This window comes from Maritalea mobilis (genome assembly GCF_019800885.1).
Classification (GTDB): Bacteria; Pseudomonadota; Alphaproteobacteria; order Rhodobacterales; family Rhodobacteraceae; genus Roseibacterium; species Roseibacterium beibuensis.
The window spans coordinates 1466999-1487356 of the sequence record NZ_JAHVKE010000001.1; the positions used below are offsets into that span (position 1 = coordinate 1466999).

The following is a 20358-nucleotide window of genomic DNA, read 5'->3' on the forward strand; positions in this document are numbered from 1 at the left end:
CATGACCCGCGTCACGGCCCTGACCATGATGCGAGACGAGGCGCCTGCCTTGCTGGAATGGGTCGCCTTCCAGAAACTGATCGGGATCGAGCGGATCATCGTCTACACGAATGCCTGCCGCGACGGGACCGATGCCATGCTGGACCGGCTTGCCCGGATGGACGAAGGCATCCTCCACCGCCGAAACCCCGTTGCCCCGGGCGGCAAGCCGCAGCCGACCGCGCTCAACCATGCGCAGACCCTGCCCGAGACGGTCGAGACCGACTGGCTCATCACGCTCGATGCGGACGAGTTCCTGAACATCAAGCCCGGCGCAGGCCGGGTATCCGACCTTCTGGCGGCCGTGCCCGAAAACACCCAAGGCATCGTCGTGACATGGCGCATGATGGGATCAAACGGGCTGACCGACTGGAACCCCGGCCTTGTGACCGAGGCCTATACGCGGGGCGCCCCGGACGCGTTTCGCAAGGGCTGGGGCGTGAAAACGCTCTTCCGGCCCTTTCCCGACCTCAAGCTCGGCATCCATCGCCCGACTGTGAAGGGGGCGGGCAAGGACCCCGCGCGCAAGGAACGCCTGCTGTCCATGGCCTGGGTCAATGGCTCTGGCCAGCCGATGACACGACAATTCATGGATGGCATGTGGCGATCCTCGGCCGCGACCTTGGGCTACAACCTGGTCGAGTTGCCGCATTTCGCCGTGAAAAGCCGCGAGGCCTACCTGCTGAGACAGCTGCGGGGCAACGTGAACGCCAAGCCCGACAAATACGACGCAACCTATTTCGGTATCTTCGACCGGAACGAGACCGAACAGACCGGCCTCGCGCGCCATCTCCCCGAGCTTCGTGACCGGATCGGCGATTACCTGAGGGACCCGGTGCTGTCCGACCTTCACGCGCGCTGCTTGGCTTGGCATGCGGCACAGATCGACCGCCTGCGCACCCAACCCGATCACGCCGACAGGATGGCTGCCCTTGCCCGCGCCTCGGACATTCCCTTCGATCGCCTCGACACGATGCTGTTCACGCAGCCGCTCGCGCCCCGTGGGAAACAGATGGTCGCGGAGTTAAAGAGCAAAGGCGTCCCGGAGGCCGAGATCGCGTGCATCGTCGCACAGTCCGTGGCCAAGCTCGAAGCGCAGCGCGATGCCCGGGACTTCGCCGAGTTGCGCGTCCGCGGGATCATCGACTGACGCGCGCCCACGGGCCGAAAAATCTTGGCGAAGATTTTTCCGCTCAGTTCGTCTTGTCGGGTGGCAGGATCGGAAGGGGGGCGATCTCGATCCCGTCTTCGATCAGGGAGCGCGCCTCTTCCGGCGTCGCCTCACCATGGATCGCACCCTGATCCTTTTCCCCCAGATGCATCGCGCGGGCTTCCTCGGCGAATTTCTTGCCCACGTAGCGGGAATTTTCGGACAAGTGTTTGCGGATCGCGCGCAGCACCTGTTCCGCCGGATGGGCGGGTGCACTCAAGGGGCCGGGCGCAGCGGTAGGCATTGGCGCGTCCGATGCAGGTGTCGCGCTTTTCTCCGGCGCAGCATCCCGCGCAGCCACGCCCGGCGCCATCAACGCCTTTTTCACATCCGCGCCACCACAGACCGCGCACGCCACCAGCCGACGCCGCGACAGGGCGTCGAAGGCCTCGGCCGACTGGAACCAGCTGTCAAATTCGTGCCCTTCGGCACATTTCAACGCGTATCGGATCATGCTCTCGCATACCTAAGGGGCCAGGCCTGTCGTTCAATAGAGGCGGGCGGGATCGAAGCTTTCGAGGATCACTTTCAACTCCGGTTCGTCGACCTTCTGCGCCGCCTTTTTGGGCGAAAACCATTTGCGCTTGCGTTCATCCGACTCCGGGAAGTCCTTGTCGAGTTTCTTCACCTCGACCGGGAAGACGGCGACGATGCAGGGCAGCGACAGTTCTTCATCCAGCCATTTGTCATAGGCGTAGAGCCCGACACACTGCCCATGCGCCCGCCCTCGCACCCCGGCTTCTTCCCAGGCTTCCTGCGCCGCCGCGGCGGCAGGCGTCATCCCGTCCATCGGCCATCCTTTGGGGATGATCCAGCGGCCTGTATCGCGCGAGGAAACGAGCAGGATTTCGACCGCGGGGGCGGCTTCTTTGCCCTTCTTGCCCTTGGGCGCCTTCGACACGCGGTAGCACAGCGCCGCGAATTGAGTGCGTGTCTCGCGTTTCGAGACGCCAGCGATGCGCAAAGGCGCTTGAGAGGTCGGAGTACGGGCCATGACGCGCGGATATGGCACGGGAATTGCGGTTTTTCAATGGTCTGTGCATGCGGCTGGCCCGCCTTGACCGCTCTTCGCCCCGCGATAGTTCACAGGGAAAAGGAGCGACCAGATGACCGAATTGACCCGCCGCACCGTCGTGCTTGGGCTGAGCACCCTGTCTGCTGCTACGCTGTTGCCCGACCTTGGCCAAGCGCAGGCGATGCCGCCATTCCGCTTCGAGTCCATCGACGGCGGCCAATACGACTTTGCAGATTGGGCGGGGCGCCCGATCCTTGTCGTCAACACGGCCTCGATGTGTGCATACACACCGCAATATGACGCGTTGCAGGCGTTGCACGAGGCCTACAGTCCTCGCGGCCTCGTCGTGCTGGCCGTTCCCTCCGACGACTTCGCGCAGGAATATGACAGCGACGAACAGGTGGCCGAGTTCTGCGAGTTGAACTTCAACCTGACCCTGCCGATGACCACGATCACCCGCGTTCGCGGGCCCGATCCGCACCCGTTCTACGCGTGGTTGGCATCCGAATACGGCATCCGGCCGGGCTGGAACTTCAACAAGGTGCTGATCGCGCCGGATGGGCGCGTGGTCGAGCATTTCGGCGCCCGCGTGTCACCGACCGGCCGTCGCATGCGCAATCGCATCGAGGCATTGCTGTCGGCGTGACGACCCCCATCTTCTTCGGGTCCGAGGTCTATCGCGGTTCCAGCTACGGGCGCTGGCATCCGCTGCGCATTCCGCGCGTGCCCACCGTGATGGACCTGTCCCGGGCCATGGGGTGGCTGCCAACTGCGCAGTATCGCACTTCGCCCCGGGCCAAGCCTGCCGCGCTGACGCTCTGGCACACGCCCGAGTATCTCGACGCCCTGAGCCGCGCGGAGGTGGCGCAACAGGTCGACGATGCCACCCGCGACCGCCACGGGCTCGGCACCGTGTCGAACCCGGTCTTCCCCGAGATGTATCGCCGCCCCGCGACGGGGGCCGGTGCGTCCCTCTTGGCGGGCGAGTTGTTGGCGGATGGTGGCGTCATCTACCATCCCGGGGGCGGCACCCATCATGCCTTTCCAGACCGGGCCAATGGCTTTTGCTATCTCAACGACCCGGTCCTTGCGATCCTGTCGCTGAAGCGGGCGGGCGCGCGGCGCGTGGCCTATATCGACATTGATGCCCATCATTGCGACGGGGTCGAACATGGCTTTGCAGGCGACCCGGAGACGCTACTGATCTCAACGCATGAGGAACGCCGCTGGCCTTTCACCGGCGCCCTGGACGAGGATGGCGGCGGCAACTGCCTGAACCTGCCCCTGCCACGCGGCCTGAACGACAGCGAGATGGCCGAGATCCGCGAGCGGCTCATCCTGCCCGCACTCGCCGGGTTTGCACCGGACGCCATCGTCCTGCAATGCGGCGCCGACGCGGTAGAGGAAGACCCGCTGTCCCGTCTCGCATTGTCCAACAACGCCCATTTCGACATCCTGCTCGGGATCATGGCGCTTGGCTGTCCGCGCCTGCTGGTTCTCGGTGGCGGCGGCTACAACCCGTGGTCCGTCGGGCGCTTGTGGACCGGCATTTGGGCCACCCTCAACGGCCATGACATCCCCGACCGCCTGCCGCCCGTGGGCGAGGCGGTCTTGCGCGCCTTGCATTGGGACAGGGCCCGTGCCGGGCGCACCCCGCCGGCGCATTGGTTCACCACGATCCGCGACACGCCCCGCCCCGGACCTGTCCGGCCCGAGGTCGCTCAGCGGCTTGCACATCTGCGTGAGCAGCCCGCCGCGCGGGGCGAGATGCCGGAACCCTAGGGCGTCACGTCGGTTGATCCCCCAAGCAAGATTGGAGGTATCGCAATGACCGACCACACCCCGACTGAAAAACTGCGCCGCGCGCTGTTCGACACGCTTGGCGATGAACGCACCGGCATGCTGGGCCTTGAGGGGACACGCGACCACATGCAACCGATGACCCATTTCTTCGACCCCGATAGACAGGTGCTCTGGTTCATCTCAGGCCAGGACACCGACCTTGTTCGCCAGATCAAGGGCGCCCCCCGAACCGCGCATTTCACCGTGACCGCCGGAGACCGCAGCCTGTACGCCTGTATCTCCGGCCTGATCACCCAGACCAACGACCGCGAAAAGCTGGAAGAGGTGTGGAGCCCCATGGCCGCCATGTGGTTCGATGGCGGCATCGACGACCCCAATGTCGCGCTGCTGTGCATGCCCTTGGACGAGGCGGCTGTCTGGACCGTCGAAGCGGGCGCCCTGCGCTTCGGTCTCGAGATGGTGCGCGGGGCGGCTGGTGACCACGACCCGGAGGTCGGAGACCACGGCGTGCTGGAATTTCGCCACACCGCGTGATCGCCTTATTCTCCCAATCAGGCCCGCCGTCATCGGCGGGCCTTTTCCTGGCGCTCTGGCACGCCCTATACCCGAGTGCAAAACTCAGGATTGACAAAGATTAGTGATTCACTCAGGAATTAGGTCATCCGCCGCGAACGGGAGACCTGATCATGACCTATCAACCGAAATTCCTTGAAGATGCCTTGCGTGCCGATGTCAGCCCGACGCAGGAGCTGCCCACCTACGACGCGCGCCGGTTGACCGGCGGCGATGCGACCGCGCAGATCGTTCTGGACGACAAGACCTACACGCTGCGCATCACGCGGGCAGGCAAGCTGATCCTGACGAAGTGAGCCGACTGGTCGCCTGCGCGGCCTGGCAACCTGGTAGCAGCGACACTACGAAAAAGCCCCGGCAGTGCCGGGGCTTTTCCTTTTTCTGATCTGGCTAGTCGCCTTACCCCACCTTGGGCAGAAGGCTGTCGATCGAGGCCTTTGCGTCGCCGTAAAACATCCGGGTGTTGTCCTTGAAGAACAGCGGGTTCTCGATGCCGGAATAGCCCGTGCCCTGCCCCCGCTTGGAGACGAAGACCTGCTTGGCCTTCCACACCTCCAGCACCGGCATGCCGGCGATGGGGCTGTTGGGATCGTCCTGCGCGGCCGGGTTCACGATATCGTTCGAGCCGATGACGATGACGACATCCGTGTCCGGGAAGTCCTCGTTGATCTCGTCCATTTCCAGCACGATGTCGTAAGGCACTTTCGCTTCTGCCAGGAGCACGTTCATGTGCCCGGGCAGACGGCCCGCGACGGGGTGGATCGCAAAGCGCACCTCCTTGCCCGCGGCGCGCATCTTGCGCGTCAGTTCGCTAACCGATTGCTGGGCCTGAGCCACCGCCATGCCGTAACCCGGCACGATGATGACGCTGTCGGCCTCGTTGAGCGCCTGCGCGACACCATCGGCGTCGATGGCGATCTGCTCGCCCTCGATGGCCTGCTGCTCGCCCGAGGCGCCGCCGAAGCCCCCCAGGATCACGCTGATGAAGGACCGGTTCATGGCCTTGCACATGATGTAGCTGAGGATCGCACCGGAGGAGCCCACAAGCGCGCCCACGACGATCAGCAGGTCATTGCCGAGCGAGAAGCCGATGGCCGCCGCCGCCCAGCCCGAGTAGCTGTTCAGCATCGAGACGACGACGGGCATGTCGGCGCCGCCGATGCCCATGATCAGGTGGTAGCCGATGAACAGCGCCAGCGCTGCCAGCAGAACCAGCGTCCAACCGCCAGCCCCGCCAAGATACATGACCAGCAGGATCACCGAGGCCGCAGCCGCGGCAGCATTCAGCAGGTGACCGCCGGGCAGTTGCTTGGCGCCCGTGTCGATCTTGAAGGGCAGCTTCGACGAATTGCCCGACAGCTTGCCATAGGCCACGACCGACCCGGTGAAGGTCACGGCCCCGATCCAGATGCCGAGCGCCAGTTCGACGCGCAGGATGCCGATCTCGACCGCGGTCTTCTTGCCGATCAGCTCGGCAAAGTTCGACAGCGTCCCCAGAAGGGCATAGGCCTCGTCGCTCAACGGCCCCTCGGGTTGCGGGAAGGGCAAGCCGTTGGTCGCGAAAATCTCGGCCACGCGGCCGATCTCGATATGGGCGTTGAAGCCCACGAAAACAGCAGCCAGACCGACGAGCGAGTGCATGATCGCCACAAGCTCGGGCATCTGGGTCATCTGCACTTTCGTGGCCAGCTGGTAGCCGACGGCCGCGCCCGCCGCGATCAGGATGATCGACAGGACCCAAAGCCCGGACCCCGGGCCGATCAGCGTGGCCAGAACGGCAATCGCCATACCGACGATGCCGTACCAGACCGCGCGCTTGGCGCTTTCCTGTCCCGACAGCCCCCCGAGCGAGAGGATGAAGAGCACGCCCGCGACCGCATAGGCCGCAATGGTGAATCCGAAATCCATGTGTTCTACCCCTGCCCGTTTACGATTTCTGGAACATGGCGAGCATGCGCCGCGTCACGAGGAAGCCGCCGAAGATGTTCACGGCGGCCATGAAGATCCCCGCCGCGGCAAGGATCGTGATCAGCACCGAGGACGATCCCACCTGCATCAGCGCGCCGAGAATGATGATCGACGAAATCGCGTTCGTCACCGCCATCAGGGGCGTGTGCAGCGAGTGGCTGACATTCCAGATCACCTGGAAGCCGATGAAGACCGACAGCACGAACACGATGAAATGCTGCATGAAGCTGGCCGGTGCGATCAGCCCCACGCCCAGAAGCAGCGCGGCCCCGACGGTCAGCAGGGCCACCTGCTGCTTGGTCTGCGCCTTGAAGGCGGCCAGTTCTCCGGCCCGCTTTTCCTCGGGCGTCAGTTCCTTGGGCTTTTCCTTGGGCTTCTGCGCCGCAATAGCGGCCACTTTCGGCGGCGGCGGCGGGAAGGTGATCTCGCCCTGGTGAACGATGGTGGCGCCGCGGATCACGTCGTCTTCCATGTTGTGCACGACCTGCCCGTCCTTCTCGGGCGTCAGGTCGGCCATCATGTGGCGGATGTTCGTGGAATAGAGCGTCGAGCTTTGCGCCGCCATCCGGCTGGGGAAGTCGGTGTAGCCGATGATCACCACGCCGTTGTCGGAAACGATGCGTTCGTCCTTTTGGGTCAACTCGCAGTTGCCGCCACGCTCGGCAGCCAGGTCCACGATGACCGAGCCGGGCTTCATGCTCTCGACCATGTCCTTGGTCCACAAGAGCGGCGCAGGCCGGTTCGGGATCAACGCGGTGGTGATCACGATGTCCATGTCAGGCGCGATCTCGCGGAATTTCTCAAGCTGCTTGGCCTGGAATTCCGGGCTGGAGGGGGCCGCGTAGCCGCCCGTTTCCGCCCCATCGGGCAGTTCATCGTCCGAGAATTCGAGGAAGACGAACTCCGCGCCCATCGACTCGATCTGCTCGGCCACTTCGGGCCGCACGTCGAACGCGTAGGTGATCGCCCCAAGGCTGGTGGCCGTGCCGATCGCGGCCAGACCGGCAACACCGGCGCCCACGACCAGAACCTTGGCCGGCGGCACCTTGCCGGCCGCCGTCACCTGACCGGTGAAGAAGCGGCCGAAATTGTTGCCCGCCTCGATCACCGCGCGGTAGCCCGCGATATTGGCCATCGACGACAGCGCATCCATCTTCTGCGCGCGCGAGATCCGCGGGACCATGTCCATGGCGATGACATTGGCACCCTTGCCGCGCGCCAGTTCCATCAGCGCCTCGTTCGAGCCCGGATAGAAGAAGCTGATCAGAAGCTGACCTTCGTTCAGGCGCTTGGTCTCGGCCTCGGTGGGCGGACGCACCTTGGCGACGATATCCACACCTTTCCAGAGCGCGGCTGCGGTCTTGACGACCTCGACGCCCGCTGCCTCATAAGCCGCGTCGGTAAAGCCGGCCGCCTCGCCCGCGCCGCTTTCGATGGCGCAGTCATAGCCCAGTTTCTGCAACTGGGCGGCGCTGTCCGGCGTCATCGCAACGCGCGATTCGCCCGGTTCGATTTCCTTGGGTGCCCCGATTTTCAACGTGTTCCCCCCTCTGGCATGGGATATCCGATCGCCCCCATAGCAAGAGGGCGAATGCTCCACAACGTCACACTCCGCGACATTTTCTTACGCATACCGTGGTATGCCGCGCAATTTCGTTCCTTGAGGCGCATACATGCCATCTCGCGCGGGAATGTCCAGTCATGCGACCAAGATTGCAGCCGGGAACTGGCGCGTTAGGGTGGCGGCGACACGCGCGGAGGCGAAACGCCTCGCCCGGTGACGAGGGAGGGACACGAAACATGCAACACCAGGGACGCCATGCGCTGGTGACCGGGGGCGGCACGGGCATCGGCCTCGACATTGCCCATGCGCTGGCCGCCGAGGGGGCCGAGGTCACGATCACGGGGCGCAACCTCGACCGGCTGGACGAAATGGCCGAGGGTCATGCGCGCCTGCACCCGATGCAGATGGACGTGGCCGATGAGGCCTCGGTCCGGAATGGCATCGCCGCGGCGGCCGAAGCCCACGGGCCGATTTCGATCTGCATCGCCAATGCCGGCATCGCCGAGGGGGCGCCTTTCGCCAAGGCCTCCCTCGATCACTGGCAGAAGATCATGGCGACCAATGTCGACGGCGTGTTCCTGACCTTTCAGGCTGCGCTGGCAACGCTCGCCCCCGGAGACTGGGGCCGCATGATCGCGATCTCCTCCATTGCCGGGCTGCGTGGCCTGAAAGGTGCGATTGCCTACACGGCATCGAAACACGCGGTCATCGGCATGGTGCGGGGCCTGTCCGAGGAATACATGGGCGGGGCCGTGACCTTCAACGCGCTGTGCCCCGGCTATGTCGACACCCCCATCGTCGAGCGCAACGCCGCCCAGATCGCCGCCGCCCGCGGCATCACCGAGGACGAGGCGCGCGCTTATCTCGCCCGCGGCAACCGCCACAAAGAACTGCTGCGAACCGACGAGGTGACCGCCGCGGCACTCTGGCTCGCCTCGGACGGCGCGCGCAGCGTGAACGGGCAAGCCATCCAGATCGCAGGCGGCCAGGTCGCCTGACCGCGCGTTTTATCCAGTCCGAAAGGGAACCATGACCGACTTCACCGCGACCCGCGCCCGTTTTCGCCTGCCGCCCAACACGATCTACCTCGACGGGAACTCTCTCGGTCCGCTGCCGCGCGGCGCCGAGGCCGCCAGCCGAAAGGTCCTGTTCGCCGAATGGGGCGAAATGGTTATCACCGGTTGGAACCGCGCCGGGTGGATGGCCCTGCCCGAGCTGCTGGGGGACCGGATCGCCGGTTTGATCGGGGCCGAGGCGGGGCACGTGATGGTGGGGGACACGCTTTCCATCCGCCTGTTCCAGGCGCTCGCCGCTGCCTCGGCGATGACGGACCGAACGGTAATCCTGACGGATCGCGGCAATTTCCCCTCGGATCTCTACGTGGCGCAGGGCCTGGTCGATCACCTCAAGGGCGGCAAGGAACTGCGCATTGTCGATCCCGAGGAGATCGAGGCCAACCTGACCGACAAGGTGGGCGTCCTGATGCTGACCGAGGTCGACTACCGGACCGGGCGGTTGCACGACATGGCCGCCCTGACGGCCAAGGCCCATGCGCTCGGTATCGTCACCGTCTGGGATCTGGCCCATTCCGCTGGCGCGATCGAGGTGGATCTTGCCGGTGCCCGCGCCGATTTCGCCGTCGGCTGCACCTACAAGTATCTCAATGGCGGCCCCGGCAGCCCGGCCTTCATCTATGTCGCCCCGCGCCATGCGGACAGCGCCGAAACCATCCTGAACGGCTGGCTCGGTCATGCGCAGCCCTTTGCCTTCGAAGAAACCTACCGCCCCGGCCCCGGCATCTCGCGCATGCGCGTCGGGACGCCCGCCATTTTGCAGATGCGGATCCTCGAAGCCGCGCTGGATGCCTGGGACGGGGTGTCGATGGCGGATGTGCGTGCGAAATCCATCGCTCTCTCGGACCGGTTCATTGCCGGGGTCGAGGCCGCCTGCCCCGCGCTGACCCTTGCCTCGCCCCGCGATCCGAAGCAGCGCGGAAGCCAGGTCTCTTTCCGGTTTGCCGAGGGCTATGCCGCCATGCAGGCGCTGATCGCGCGCGGCGTCATCGGCGATTTTCGCGCGCCGGATATCATGCGCTTCGGCTTCACCCCTCTCTATATCGGCGAAGCGGAGGTCGACGCGGCCGTCGCGCATATCGCCGCCGTCATCGACAAGGGCGAATACCAGAAGCCCGAGTTCCAGGCCCGCCAACGGGTCACCTGACGGCTTTGCCGCAGCGCCGCGAAAGGGCCGCAGCGCAAAGGGTGAACGAAAAGTGTTATGCTGAGCATGTGCTTGGCGGGATGCATACCAAGGCATGCCGCCAAATACCCGGAATATTTACGTTTTCCCGTTTACGCAGGCGCAGAAAACCTTATCTGACATCGAACAGCCGCCGAAAGACCGCCCATGCCGCTCGCAGACCACCCGCTCCGCTACAAACTTGCCAACGAGTTGCACGCGCGCCCTTTCCCGTCGCTCGAAGCGCCCGGTCAGGCGGTGTATTTCGCGATCAAGGAACCGAAAGAGGCCGCCAAGCGCGACCGCGCGAAAGATCGCGCGCATCTGATCTCTCTGCTCGACCGGTTCGGAGCGCAGCACCCCAAGCCCGACGCGACGCATTATTTCGGCGACCTCGGCAAGTTCCGTCTGAAATGGGAACAGCATACCGAGTTCGTGACCTACACCGCGTTCCTTCCCAACGGGACAGCGCGCCCGTTTGATCCGACCGCGTGGGAAGTGTTTCCCGACGAATGGCTGAGCGAGGCGCCGGGCGCGCACATCACCTCGGCCCACCTTATGTTCCTGCCGATGCCGGACGACGAAAGCGGCGTCGAAGATACGCTGCACGATTGGTTCGTCCCCGAAAGCCTCGCCGTCAGCAAGGTGCTGGACGACAGCGCGGTGATCGCGGGCGATTTCCGCATCGACACGTCCGGGCATATGCGTTTTGCCGTCTTCACCCGGCCCGACACCGGGCGTCGGCGCCTGGGGCGGATCGTGCAGCGCATCTGCGAGATCGAAACCTACAAGACCATGTCCATGCTGGGCCTGCCGCGCGCCCACGATCTGTCACGCCGCATGGCGGCGATCGACGAGTCCCTGTCGCACCTTGTCAGCGACATGAACGGGCATCTCGCCAAGCCTGACGAAACGCTGCGACAACTGCTCAACATCGCCGCCGAGTTGGAGCAATTGCAGACCGAAAGCGCATTCCGGTTCGGGGCCACCGGGGCCTACGAGGCGCTGGTGAACCAGCGGATCAAGGTTTTGCGGGAGGAACGGTTCCAGGGGCGGCAGACCTTCGGCGAGTTCATGACGCGGCGCTTCGATCCCTCGATGCGGACGGTCAAGGCAACCGAAAACCGGCTCTACCAGATGACCAACCGGGCGATCCGCGCAGGTGACCTTTTGCGCACGCAGGTCGATGTCGATCGCTCGGCCCAGAACCAGGAACTCCTGGCCTCGATGGACAAGCGCTCGGACATGCAGTTGCGCTTGCAGAAGACGGTCGAAGGGCTGTCGGTCGTGGCGATCAGCTACTATGCGGTGAACCTCGTCGTCTATCTGATCGGCCCGCTTGCCGAGCCCATCGGCGTCTCGAAAGCCGTGCTGACTGCATTGGCCGTGCTGCCGACGATGGTGGCTGTCTGGCTGGTGATCCACTCGATCCGCAAATCGATGGAGAAGTAACGCCGGGACGGGGCCGTTTTCCTCGAGGAAAACGGGCCGGAAAACTCGAGTTTTCCGCCCGCTCAGCCGTCGCGCAAGGCGCGGCGCAGGATCTTGCCGGTGGCCGTCATCGGAAGGCTGTCGGCGCGGAAGATCTTGCGTGGCACCACATGCGCCGAAACCTTGTCGCGCACCCAGGCGCGGAGCGTTTCCGGCATGCCATCCCAGTCCACCCCCTCGCGCATGACGACATGGGCCACCACCACCTGCGTGCGGATCGGATCTGGCTTGCCGACCACGGCGGCCATCACGACATCGGGATGGGAGGCCAGCGCCTGTTCGATCTCGACCGGGCCGATGCGATAGCCCGCACTGGTGATGACGTCGTCATCGCGCGCGTGGAACACCATCTGGCCATCCTCGCGCAGAAGCGCCAGGTCGCCGGTGCGCAACCAGCCATCGAGCACCTTTTTGGCCGTCGCCTCGGGCTTGCCCCAGTATTCCAGGAACATCACCGGGTCTGGCGCGCGCACGCAGACCTCTCCCACCTCTCCGGCCGAAACGGGCTTGTCGTCCGGCCCCAAAACGGCAACCTCGTGCCCCGGCACGGCGAGCCCCATGGCACCCGGTACGCGGTCCATCATCCGGTCGCAGGAGGCGACGACAAGGTTCGCCTCGGTCTGACCGTAAAACTCGTTGATCGGACAGCGCAGCGCCTCGCGCCCCCAGTCCAAAAGGTCCGCCCCCAACGCCTCGCCGCCCGATCCGACCGCGCGCAGGCGCAGATCGCGCGGCACCGGAGCGTGGCGCATCATGCGCAGCGCCGTTGGCGGGATGAAGGCATTGGTCACACCCTCCTCCGCCATCAGGTTCAGGGCCGCGTCCGGGTCGAACTTTGCGAAGCGGTGGCTGACCAGGGGCACGCCGTAGAAAAGGCACGGCATCGCCATGTCCATCAACCCGCCGATCCAGGCCCAATCCGCCGGCGTCCAGCCGACATCGCCGGACTGCGGGAACCAATTCTGCGACAGTTCCATGCAGGGCAGGTGGCCGTAGAGGAACCGATGCGCATGCAGAACGCCCTTAGGATCGCCCGTGGTGCCCGAGGTGTAGATCATCACCGCCGGATCTTCGGCATCGGTCGGCACCCGTTTGAAGCCCGGGGCGGGCGTCGCGATGATCTCGTCGAAAGACTGGATGGGCTCGACGGCCGCGCCTGTCGAAATCACCAGCTCAAGCTCGGGCAGGTCGGGGCGCAGCGCCATCAGCTTGTCGATCTGACCACCGTCGCACAGCACGGCCCGGGCCCCTGAATCGGCCAATCGGTAGCGCAGCGCATCTTCACCGAAGAGGGTGAACAGAGGCAGGGCCACCGCCCCCAGCTTCATCGCTGCGAAATGCGTGATGAGAACCGCCGGGTGCTGCGCCATCATCACGGCAACACGGTCCCCGCGCATGATCCCGGCCGCGTCCATCGCAGCCGCCAACCGGTCGGAGGCGCGCTTGAGATCCCCGTAGGTCCAGACCTGCCGGTCGCCATCTTGCGTAAAGTGAATAACGGCCGCCTTGCCCGGGTCCAGGGTGGCCCAGCTGTCGCAACACAGGTCGGCAATGTTCATCGCTGCCGGCACGTGCCAGCGAAACCCGTCGCGAAGCCGCGCCCAATCGGCCCGCCCCCGCGCGGGCCGTTCGATCAGGCAACGATCCTGCGACGCGTCAGGCATCCGAGATGACAGTCACCGTCGGCAGGTTGGTCAAGGGGATGCCGAGCGCCTGCATCGCCTCCAGCGATAGGCGCGAGCCCGACCCCCGATCCCCGCCCGACGGGATCAGCGTCAGCGCCACAACCGTTCCGTCCGGCGCGATCACCCGACCGGGGCCTTCCTCGGTCACGACGGGCGTTTCGATCCAGAGCCCGGGACGCGTCGCGTCGCCAAGGCTGGCCACCGTCAGGCCGCGAAACTGGCCGTCCGAGGCAGGGTTCGAAGGCGCGCCGGCGGCAAGGCCACCCTCGGGCTCAGCCACCGCGGCCGGGCCCAGATCGACCGGCTCATCATCGCCGCCGAAGAGGCCAAAGCCGGTGCCACCACAGCCGGCGAGCGCCAGCACGAAAACGAGTGAGAATGTGCGTGTCATCATGGCGCGAACCCTAGGGCCGTGCGCGAGGACGATCAACTGGTCTCATGCACAGGCTTGCGGGTTGGCGGCGCGATACCTAGTCTCCGCACCATGGAAACGACCGCCCCTCTTATCGATCCGTTCGCGCGCGCGATCTCCTATCTGCGCGTCTCGGTCACCGACCGCTGCGATTTTCGCTGTGTCTATTGCATGGCCGAGAACATGACCTTCCTGCCGAAGAAAGAGCTTCTGACGCTGGAGGAGTTGGACCGGATGTGTTCGACCTTCATCCGCCTCGGCGTGGAAAAGCTGCGCATCACGGGGGGAGAGCCGCTGGTGCGCCGCGATATCATGACCTTCTTCAACGCCATGACGCGTCACCTCGACTCGGGCGCGTTGAAGGAACTGACACTGACCACCAACGGAAGCCAGTTGGCCAAGTTCGCCGAACCGCTTTACGCGGCGGGCGTGCGGCGGGTGAACGTGTCGCTCGACACGCTGGACGACCAGAAATTCGCGGACATCACCCGTTGGGGACGCCTGAAACAGGTGATCGAAGGCATCGACGCCGCGCAAGCCGCAGGGCTCCGCGTGAAGATCAACGCCGTCGCGCTGAAAGGGTTCAACGAGGATGAGCTCTTTACCCTGCAGGACTGGTGCGCCGCGCGCGACATGGACCTGACCTTCATCGAGGTCATGCCGATGGGCGATCTGGGCAACGAGGACCGGCTGGACCAATACTGGTCGCTGAAGGACCTGCGTGCCCGATTGGAAGACCGCTTTACCCTGATCGACCTGGCGGAACGCACCGGCGGTCCGGCGCGCTATGTTCAGGTGCAAGAGACCGGGCAGAAAATTGGCTTCATCACGCCGCTGACGCATAATTTCTGCGAAAGCTGTAATCGCGTGCGCCTGACCTGCACGGGCGAGCTTTACATGTGCCTCGGGCAAGAGGACATGGCCGACCTGCGCGCGCCGCTGCGCGCCTCAAGCGACGACGCCGTGCTGGAAGACGCCATCCGGAAGGCGATCGCGCTCAAGCCCAAGGGGCACGATTTCGACTATTCCCGGCAGAGCGTGGATGGTCAGGTCAGCCGCCACATGAGCCATACGGGTGGGTGACAGCCCTCCAGCGCGACAGGGACGCATTCGCTCGGCTCTGACCTTGGCCTTTGCTGGCGCCACGAGCCTGTTCGCGGCCCTAACGATCCACGAAATTCTGGTGTTTGGCCCGCGAAACCACGACCTGATCGCGTCGTCATCCACACCTTGCACAGATCCGCCCTGCCTGACCCTTGGTGTTGTACTGACGGGACAGATCGCCAAGGCTATCGGCGCGTCGCTCGCCTTCGCGATCATCGGGGGCATTTGGAGCACAGGCATGGCACGGCTGGGCACGGCCATGGGGTTCTGGGTTTTGCAATACGCGTGGTCGCTGATTGGGATCTCGTCGGGCTACCGAGTGCATTTCGACTCTGACTGGGGCCTGTGGGGACCTTTCGCAGAGCTCATGTGGCACCCTTTCCTGACGCCCGGCCTCCTGATCGCCGGACTTGGGGCATTTTACGCACTCGATCGCGTGGCTGATGCCGCCACCGCGCCTCAGAGTATGGCCCGATAGCCAAGAGCCAGCCGTCCGGGGGTGCAACACCACCCCCAGACCAACTTGCGCGCTACGCCGCCGGCATCCGCCGTTCGACAACCTCGGCCAGCCACGAACACCCGGCCGGGATCGCCTCGTCGTTGAAGTTATACTTGGGGTGGTGAACCATCGCGGTGTCCCCGTTCCCGACAAGGATATACGCACCGGGGCGCGCGTTCAGCATGAAGGCGAAATCCTCGCCGCCCATGACAAGCGGGGCCTCGTCACAGTCGCCGGCGATGTCGCGGGCGACCTCGGCGGCAAACTCGGTCTGTTCCTCGGAATTCACCATGACGGGGTAGTTGCGCTTGTAGACCAGCTCGGCCTTGGCGCCGAACGTCGCGGCGGTGCCCTCGACGATCTCTTTCATGCGCGCCTCGGTCAGGTCCTGCACCTCGGGATCGAGGGTGCGCACCGTGCCCTTCATCTTCACCGTTTCGGGAATGACGTTATGGGCATGGCTGCCGGTCTCGAAGCTGGTGACGGAGACGACGACCTGTTTCACCGGGTCCACATTGCGGCTGGCGATGGTCTGGAGCGCCAGGACAATGTGGCTGGCCACCACGGTCGTGTCGATCGTGTCATGCGGTTTCGCCGCATGGCCACCACGGCCCGTGACATTGATTTCGAACAGGTCCGCCGCCGCAAAGAAGGCACCGGGGCGGATCGCGAAGCTGCCGGTGGGCACGCCTGGCCAGTTGTGCATGCCGTAGACCTCGTCGATCGACCAGCGATCCATCATGCCGTCATCGACCATCTCGCGACCGCCGCCGCCGCCCTCTTCGGCAGGCTGGAAGATGACGGCGACGGTGCCGTCGAAATTGCGCGTCTCGGCGAGGTATTTCGCGGCCCCAAGCAGCATGGCGGTATGACCGTCATGGCCGCAGGCATGCATTGCACCGGGGGTTTTCGAGGCATAGTCGAGGCCGGTTTCCTCGTGGATCGGCAGGGCATCCATATCCGCGCGCAGCCCGATGGTGCGGCCGGACTTGTCGGTCTTGCCCTTGATGATGCCGACCACACCAGTGCGCCCGATGCCGGTCACCACCTCGTCACAGCCGAATTCCTTGAGCTTGTCGGCCACAAGCGCCGCGGTGCGGTGCGTCTCGAACAGGATCTCGGGATGTTCATGGATATCGCGCCGCCACTCGGTGATCTCGGGCAGCATCTCGGCGAAACGGTTCTTCACGGGCATCTGTATGTCTTTCTTTTGAGCGAGCGTCTTGGGTGTTACTTGGCGACGGGCATCCGGCGTTCAACGATCTCGGCGAAGAAACTGCATCCGTAAGGGATGGCCTCGTCGTCGAAATTGTATTTCGGGTGATGGCACATCGCCGTATCGCCGTTTCCGATGAAAACATAGGCGCCGGGACGCGCCTCCAGCATGTAGGAGAAATCCTCTGACGGCATAATGGGGCGGGTATCGCCATCGACCTCAAGGCCGACGGCGCGGGCGGCCTCCACCGCGTGTTCGACCGCGGTCGCGTCATTCACCGTGACCGGGTAGCCGGGGTGCCAGACCACCTCGACCGTCGCACCAAAGGCGGCGGCGATCCCTTCGGCCACGCGGGTAATGCGGCCCTGCATCTGGTCGCGCTCCTCGGGGTCGAGGCAGCGGACCGTGCCGGTCAGTTTGGCGGTATGGGCGATGATGTTGGTCGCGTTGCTGTCGGTCTCGAAGGTGCCTACGGTCAACACGACGCGGTTCAGCGGGTCGACATTGCGCGCCACGATGTTGTGCAGTGACACCACGATCTGCGAGGCGACAAGGGTGGTATCCACCGCCTTGTGCGGCTCGGCCGCATGCCCACCGAGGCCCGTGACGATGATGTCGAATTCATCCGAGGACGCCTGCAGCGGCCCGGCGCGGGTGATGAAATGGCCGATCGGCGTTCCGGGTGCGTTGTGCATGCCATAGACTTCGTCCACATCGAACCGGTCCATCACCCCGTCATCGACCATCGCCTTGCCCCCTGCCCCGCCTTCTTCGGCGGGTTGGAACAACAGCACGACCGTGCCGTCGAAATTGCGCGTCTCCGATAAGTATTTCGCCACCCCCAGCAGCATGGAGGTGTGCCCATCATGGCCGCAGGCATGCATCGCGCCGGGTGTTTCCGACGCGTAGCCGACGCCGGTCTGTTCGTGGATCGGCAACGCATCCATGTCAGCCCTGAGCGCGATGACCTTGCCCGACCCGTTTTCCCGTCCCTTGATGACGCCGACAACCCCGGTCTGGCCCACGCCTTCGACGACCTCGTCGCAGCCGAACTCCCGCAGTTTTTCCGCGACGATCCCGGCGGTGCGATGCACCTCGTACATCAATTCGGGATGGCGGTGGAAATCGTGGCGCCACTCGGTGATCTCGGGCAGCAATTCGGCGAAGCGGTTCTTGATCGGCATGTCGGGGCCTCCTCAGGCGGCGGGCATTCGTCGTTCGACGAGTTCGGCGAAGAAGCTGCATCCGTAGGGGATGGCTTCGTCGTTGAAGTCATATTCGGGGTGGTGAACGCCGGCGCTGTCGCCATTTCCGACATTGATGAAGGCACCGGGGCGCGCGTTGAGCATGTAGGCGAAATCCTCGCCGCCCATGCGGGGCGGACGGCCCCAGCGCACCTTGTCGTCCCCTGCGACGGCGCGCGCGATCTCGGCGGCGATCTCGGCATTCTCGTCATGGTTGACCACGACCGGGTAACCGCGGTGGTAATCGAGATGCGCCTCGCAGCCATAGGCCTCGGCGGTGGAATGGATCAGCCGCGTCACCCGCCGTTCGGCGATATCGCGCACCTCGTCATCGAGGGTGCGCACGGTGCCACGGATCAGAACCTCGGGCGGGATGACGTTGAAGGCCTCCGAGGCGGTGCGCAGCGTGCAGACGGAAACGACGATTTCCTTGATCGGGTCGACATTCCGGCTGGCGACGGTCTGCAGCGCCATGACCGTGGCGCAGGCGGCGGGCGTCGGGTCGACGCACATATGCGGCCGCGCGGCATGCCCGCCCTTGCCGACGATGCGAACCTCGAACTCGTCGGCGGCGGCCATGATCGGCCCGGGCGAGACACCGAATTCGCCCACGGGCAGGCCCGGCTCATTATGCATGCCATAGACCTCGTCGATGCCGAAGCGCTCCATCATCCCGTCACGCACCATGAGGTCGCCGCCCCCGCCACCCTCTTCGGCGGGCTGGAAGATCAGCGCGACCGTACCGTCGAAATTGCGCGTCTCGGACAAATACTTGGCAGCCCCCAACAGCATCGCGGTGTGACCGTCATGGCCGCAGGCATGCATCTTGCCGGGGGTCTGGCTGGCATGCGGCAGGCCGGTGTGCTCGTCCATCGGAAGCGCATCCATGTCGGCGCGCAACCCTATGCAGCGCCCAGAAGAATCGGTCTTGCCCTTGATCAGCGCGACGATGCCCGAGCGCCCGATCCCGGTATGGATCTCGTCGACGCCGAATTCCTTAAGCTTCTTTTCGACCATTGCCGTCGTCTTGGGCAGATCGAAGAGCAACTCGGGGTTCATGTGAATCTCGCGACGCCATTCGGCGATCTCGGGCATCAGTTCCGCGAGACGGTTCTTGATCGGCATGATGGGTCCTCGTTCAGGAAAGCGCGTCAAGAAGGCGGGCCATGAACGCTTCGCCTTTCTTGAACTGGTCTACGGTCAGAAATTCGTTGGGTTGATGGGCCTGCGCGATGTCGCCCGGGCCGCACACGACGGCGGAGTAGCCCGCCCGCTGGAATTGCCCCGCCTCGGTCCCGTAGCTGACGACGCGGGTGCCATTCTCGCCGGTGATCCGCCGGGCCATTTCCTCGGCGGCGCCATCCACCTCGGCCGCAAGGCCCGGCACGTCCCATTTCGGGGTCGCTTCGATCCAGGCCTCGGGACGCACGGCTTTCATCCCTTTCTCAATCCGGGCGATCTCGGCCCCGATCTTCTCGGCCCAGAACTCGTTCGATTCGGTCGGCACACACCGCGCCGACAGCACGAAGGTGCAGTCCTTGGCGGTGATGTTATGCGCCGTGCCGCCCTGGACCATGCCGACATGCAGCGTCGTGTAGGGGGGATCGTAATCGCTGTTCGGATCTGCCTTGGCGCGGTTTTCCTCGTTCACGCGGTTGGCCCAGTCGATCAGCTTGGCCCCCTCCATGATCGCGGAGACGCCCTTGTAAGCGATCGAGGAATGCACCTCGAAGCCGTGGAAATGCAGGTCGAAGCCGACCCCGCCCTTGTGGCCGTTCACCACGCCCATATTGGTCGGCTCGCCGATGATGGCGACCGAGGCACGGGGCAGATGGGTCGCCATTTTCTCGATCATCGGCGGCGCGCCGATGCACCCGATCTCTTCATCCCGGCTGAGGCAAAGCTGCAAGGGGCGGGACACGCCGCGCCGCGCGGCTTCGACCGTGGCGCAGATGGCCAGGGCGTCAAAGCCTTTCATGTCGCAACATCCGCGTCCGAAAAGCTTTCCGTCTTTCTCGACCACGGTGAACGGGTCGGTGTCCCATTCCTGCCCGTCGACCGGCACAACGTCGGTATGCCCCGACAACACGACACCGCCATCGACCTCGGCGCCGACATGGGCGTAGAGGCTGGCCTTGTGACCGCTCGCGTCATAGTCGCGGTAGGTCTTGATCCCGTGGCTGTTCAGGTACTCCTCGACCCAGTCGACGAGGGCGAGGTTGCTGTCGCGGGAAACGGTGGGGAACGAAACGAGCTTGTCCAGAAGGGCGCGTGCGCCAAGCGTGTTTGCCAAGGTT

20 protein-coding genes are annotated in these 20358 nt (G+C 64.8%); 10 read left to right on the plus strand and 10 right to left on the minus strand.

Features of this window, described 5'->3' with window-relative positions:
- Position 1: 1 nt before the first annotated feature.
- Positions 2-1189, plus strand: coding sequence for a glycosyltransferase family 2 protein (locus KUV65_RS07085; RefSeq protein ID WP_222188871.1), 1188 nt, complete (start codon positions 2-4; stop codon positions 1187-1189).
- Positions 1190-1232: 43 nt separating this feature from the next.
- Here KUV65_RS07085 and KUV65_RS07090 read toward each other — a convergent pair whose 3' ends face one another.
- Both KUV65_RS07090 and KUV65_RS07095 read right to left on the minus strand, forming a co-directional pair.
- Entirely contained in the window at positions 1233-1703 is a 471-nt protein-coding gene (locus tag KUV65_RS07090; RefSeq protein ID WP_222188873.1) for a DUF1178 family protein, read from the minus strand.
- Between the two features lie 33 nt (positions 1704-1736).
- Complete coding sequence (locus tag KUV65_RS07095) at positions 1737-2243, minus strand: NUDIX hydrolase (protein WP_222188875.1); 507 nt, start codon at positions 2241-2243, stop codon at positions 1737-1739.
- A 112-nt stretch (positions 2244-2355) separates the two neighbouring features.
- Between KUV65_RS07095 and KUV65_RS07100 the strand changes: the two genes are divergently transcribed.
- The 4 genes from KUV65_RS07100 (at position 2356) to hemP (ending at position 4936) form a co-directional block, all read left to right on the plus strand.
- Positions 2356-2910, plus strand: a complete 555-nt coding sequence (locus KUV65_RS07100) for a glutathione peroxidase (protein ID WP_222188877.1) — start codon at positions 2356-2358, stop codon at positions 2908-2910.
- The gene (locus tag KUV65_RS07105; protein ID WP_222188879.1) at positions 2907-4046 is read left to right on the plus strand and encodes an acetoin utilization protein AcuC; all 1140 of its coding nucleotides are present in this window, start codon (positions 2907-2909) and stop codon (positions 4044-4046) included. Before KUV65_RS07100 ends, KUV65_RS07105 begins: the two co-directional genes overlap by 4 nt.
- 45 nt (positions 4047-4091) lie before the next feature.
- A complete protein-coding gene (locus KUV65_RS07110; protein WP_222188882.1) occupies positions 4092-4601 on the plus strand; it encodes a pyridoxamine 5'-phosphate oxidase family protein in 510 nt (169 codons plus the stop codon).
- Between the two features lie 152 nt (positions 4602-4753).
- A complete protein-coding gene (gene hemP / locus KUV65_RS07115) occupies positions 4754-4936 on the plus strand; it encodes a hemin uptake protein HemP (RefSeq protein WP_222188884.1) in 183 nt (60 codons plus the stop codon).
- A 103-nt stretch (positions 4937-5039) separates the two neighbouring features.
- On the opposite strand, the gene KUV65_RS07120 is transcribed toward hemP, so the two are convergent.
- The gene (locus KUV65_RS07120; RefSeq protein WP_222188885.1) at positions 5040-6548 is read right to left on the minus strand and encodes an NAD(P)(+) transhydrogenase (Re/Si-specific) subunit beta; all 1509 of its coding nucleotides are present in this window, start codon (positions 6546-6548) and stop codon (positions 5040-5042) included.
- Positions 6549-6567: 19 nt separating this feature from the next.
- On the minus strand, positions 6568-8145 hold the full coding sequence (locus tag KUV65_RS07125; protein ID WP_222188886.1) for a Re/Si-specific NAD(P)(+) transhydrogenase subunit alpha: 1578 nt from the start codon (positions 8143-8145) through the stop codon (positions 6568-6570).
- 263 nt (positions 8146-8408) lie between these two features.
- Between KUV65_RS07125 and KUV65_RS07130 the strand changes: the two genes are divergently transcribed.
- From KUV65_RS07130 to KUV65_RS07140, 3 genes are all read left to right on the plus strand, one after another.
- A complete protein-coding gene (locus KUV65_RS07130; RefSeq protein ID WP_222188887.1) occupies positions 8409-9170 on the plus strand; it encodes an SDR family NAD(P)-dependent oxidoreductase in 762 nt (253 codons plus the stop codon).
- Between the two features lie 31 nt (positions 9171-9201).
- A complete protein-coding gene (gene kynU, locus KUV65_RS07135) occupies positions 9202-10392 on the plus strand; it encodes a kynureninase (protein ID WP_222188888.1) in 1191 nt (396 codons plus the stop codon).
- A 186-nt stretch (positions 10393-10578) separates the two neighbouring features.
- The gene (locus KUV65_RS07140; protein ID WP_222188889.1) at positions 10579-11862 is read left to right on the plus strand and encodes a DUF3422 family protein; all 1284 of its coding nucleotides are present in this window, start codon (positions 10579-10581) and stop codon (positions 11860-11862) included.
- Between the two features lie 62 nt (positions 11863-11924).
- Here the strand turns inward: KUV65_RS07140 and KUV65_RS07145 are convergent, their stop codons facing one another.
- Both KUV65_RS07145 and KUV65_RS07150 read right to left on the minus strand, forming a co-directional pair.
- The gene (locus KUV65_RS07145) at positions 11925-13565 is read right to left on the minus strand and encodes an AMP-binding protein (RefSeq protein WP_222188890.1); all 1641 of its coding nucleotides are present in this window, start codon (positions 13563-13565) and stop codon (positions 11925-11927) included.
- A complete protein-coding gene (locus KUV65_RS07150; protein ID WP_222188891.1) occupies positions 13558-13980 on the minus strand; it encodes a hypothetical protein in 423 nt (140 codons plus the stop codon). Before KUV65_RS07150 ends, KUV65_RS07145 begins: the two co-directional genes overlap by 8 nt.
- Before the next feature lie 90 nt (positions 13981-14070).
- Here KUV65_RS07150 and moaA point away from each other — a divergent pair, with 90 nt between their 5' ends.
- Both moaA and KUV65_RS07160 read left to right on the plus strand, forming a co-directional pair.
- Positions 14071-15081, plus strand: a complete 1011-nt coding sequence (moaA, locus tag KUV65_RS07155) for a GTP 3',8-cyclase MoaA (RefSeq protein WP_222188892.1) — start codon at positions 14071-14073, stop codon at positions 15079-15081.
- A 43-nt stretch (positions 15082-15124) separates the two neighbouring features.
- Positions 15125-15580 carry a hypothetical protein gene (locus KUV65_RS07160; RefSeq protein WP_222188893.1) on the plus strand — a complete coding sequence of 152 codons (456 nt, stop codon included), beginning with the start codon at positions 15125-15127 and terminating at the stop codon, positions 15578-15580.
- Between the two features lie 52 nt (positions 15581-15632).
- Here KUV65_RS07160 and KUV65_RS07165 read toward each other — a convergent pair whose 3' ends face one another.
- From KUV65_RS07165 to argE, 4 genes are read right to left on the minus strand one after another with little or no spacing between them, the layout of a single operon-like run.
- The gene (locus tag KUV65_RS07165; RefSeq protein WP_222188895.1) at positions 15633-16796 is read right to left on the minus strand and encodes a M20 aminoacylase family protein; all 1164 of its coding nucleotides are present in this window, start codon (positions 16794-16796) and stop codon (positions 15633-15635) included.
- 35 nt (positions 16797-16831) lie between these two features.
- Positions 16832-18001, minus strand: coding sequence for a M20 aminoacylase family protein (locus tag KUV65_RS07170; protein WP_222188897.1), 1170 nt, complete (start codon positions 17999-18001; stop codon positions 16832-16834).
- Between the two features lie 12 nt (positions 18002-18013).
- On the minus strand, positions 18014-19186 hold the full coding sequence (locus KUV65_RS07175) for a M20 aminoacylase family protein (protein WP_222188899.1): 1173 nt from the start codon (positions 19184-19186) through the stop codon (positions 18014-18016).
- Between the two features lie 13 nt (positions 19187-19199).
- The gene (argE, locus tag KUV65_RS07180) at positions 19200-20354 is read right to left on the minus strand and encodes an acetylornithine deacetylase (protein WP_222188901.1); all 1155 of its coding nucleotides are present in this window, start codon (positions 20352-20354) and stop codon (positions 19200-19202) included.
- Between the last annotated feature and the right edge of the window lie 4 nt (positions 20355-20358).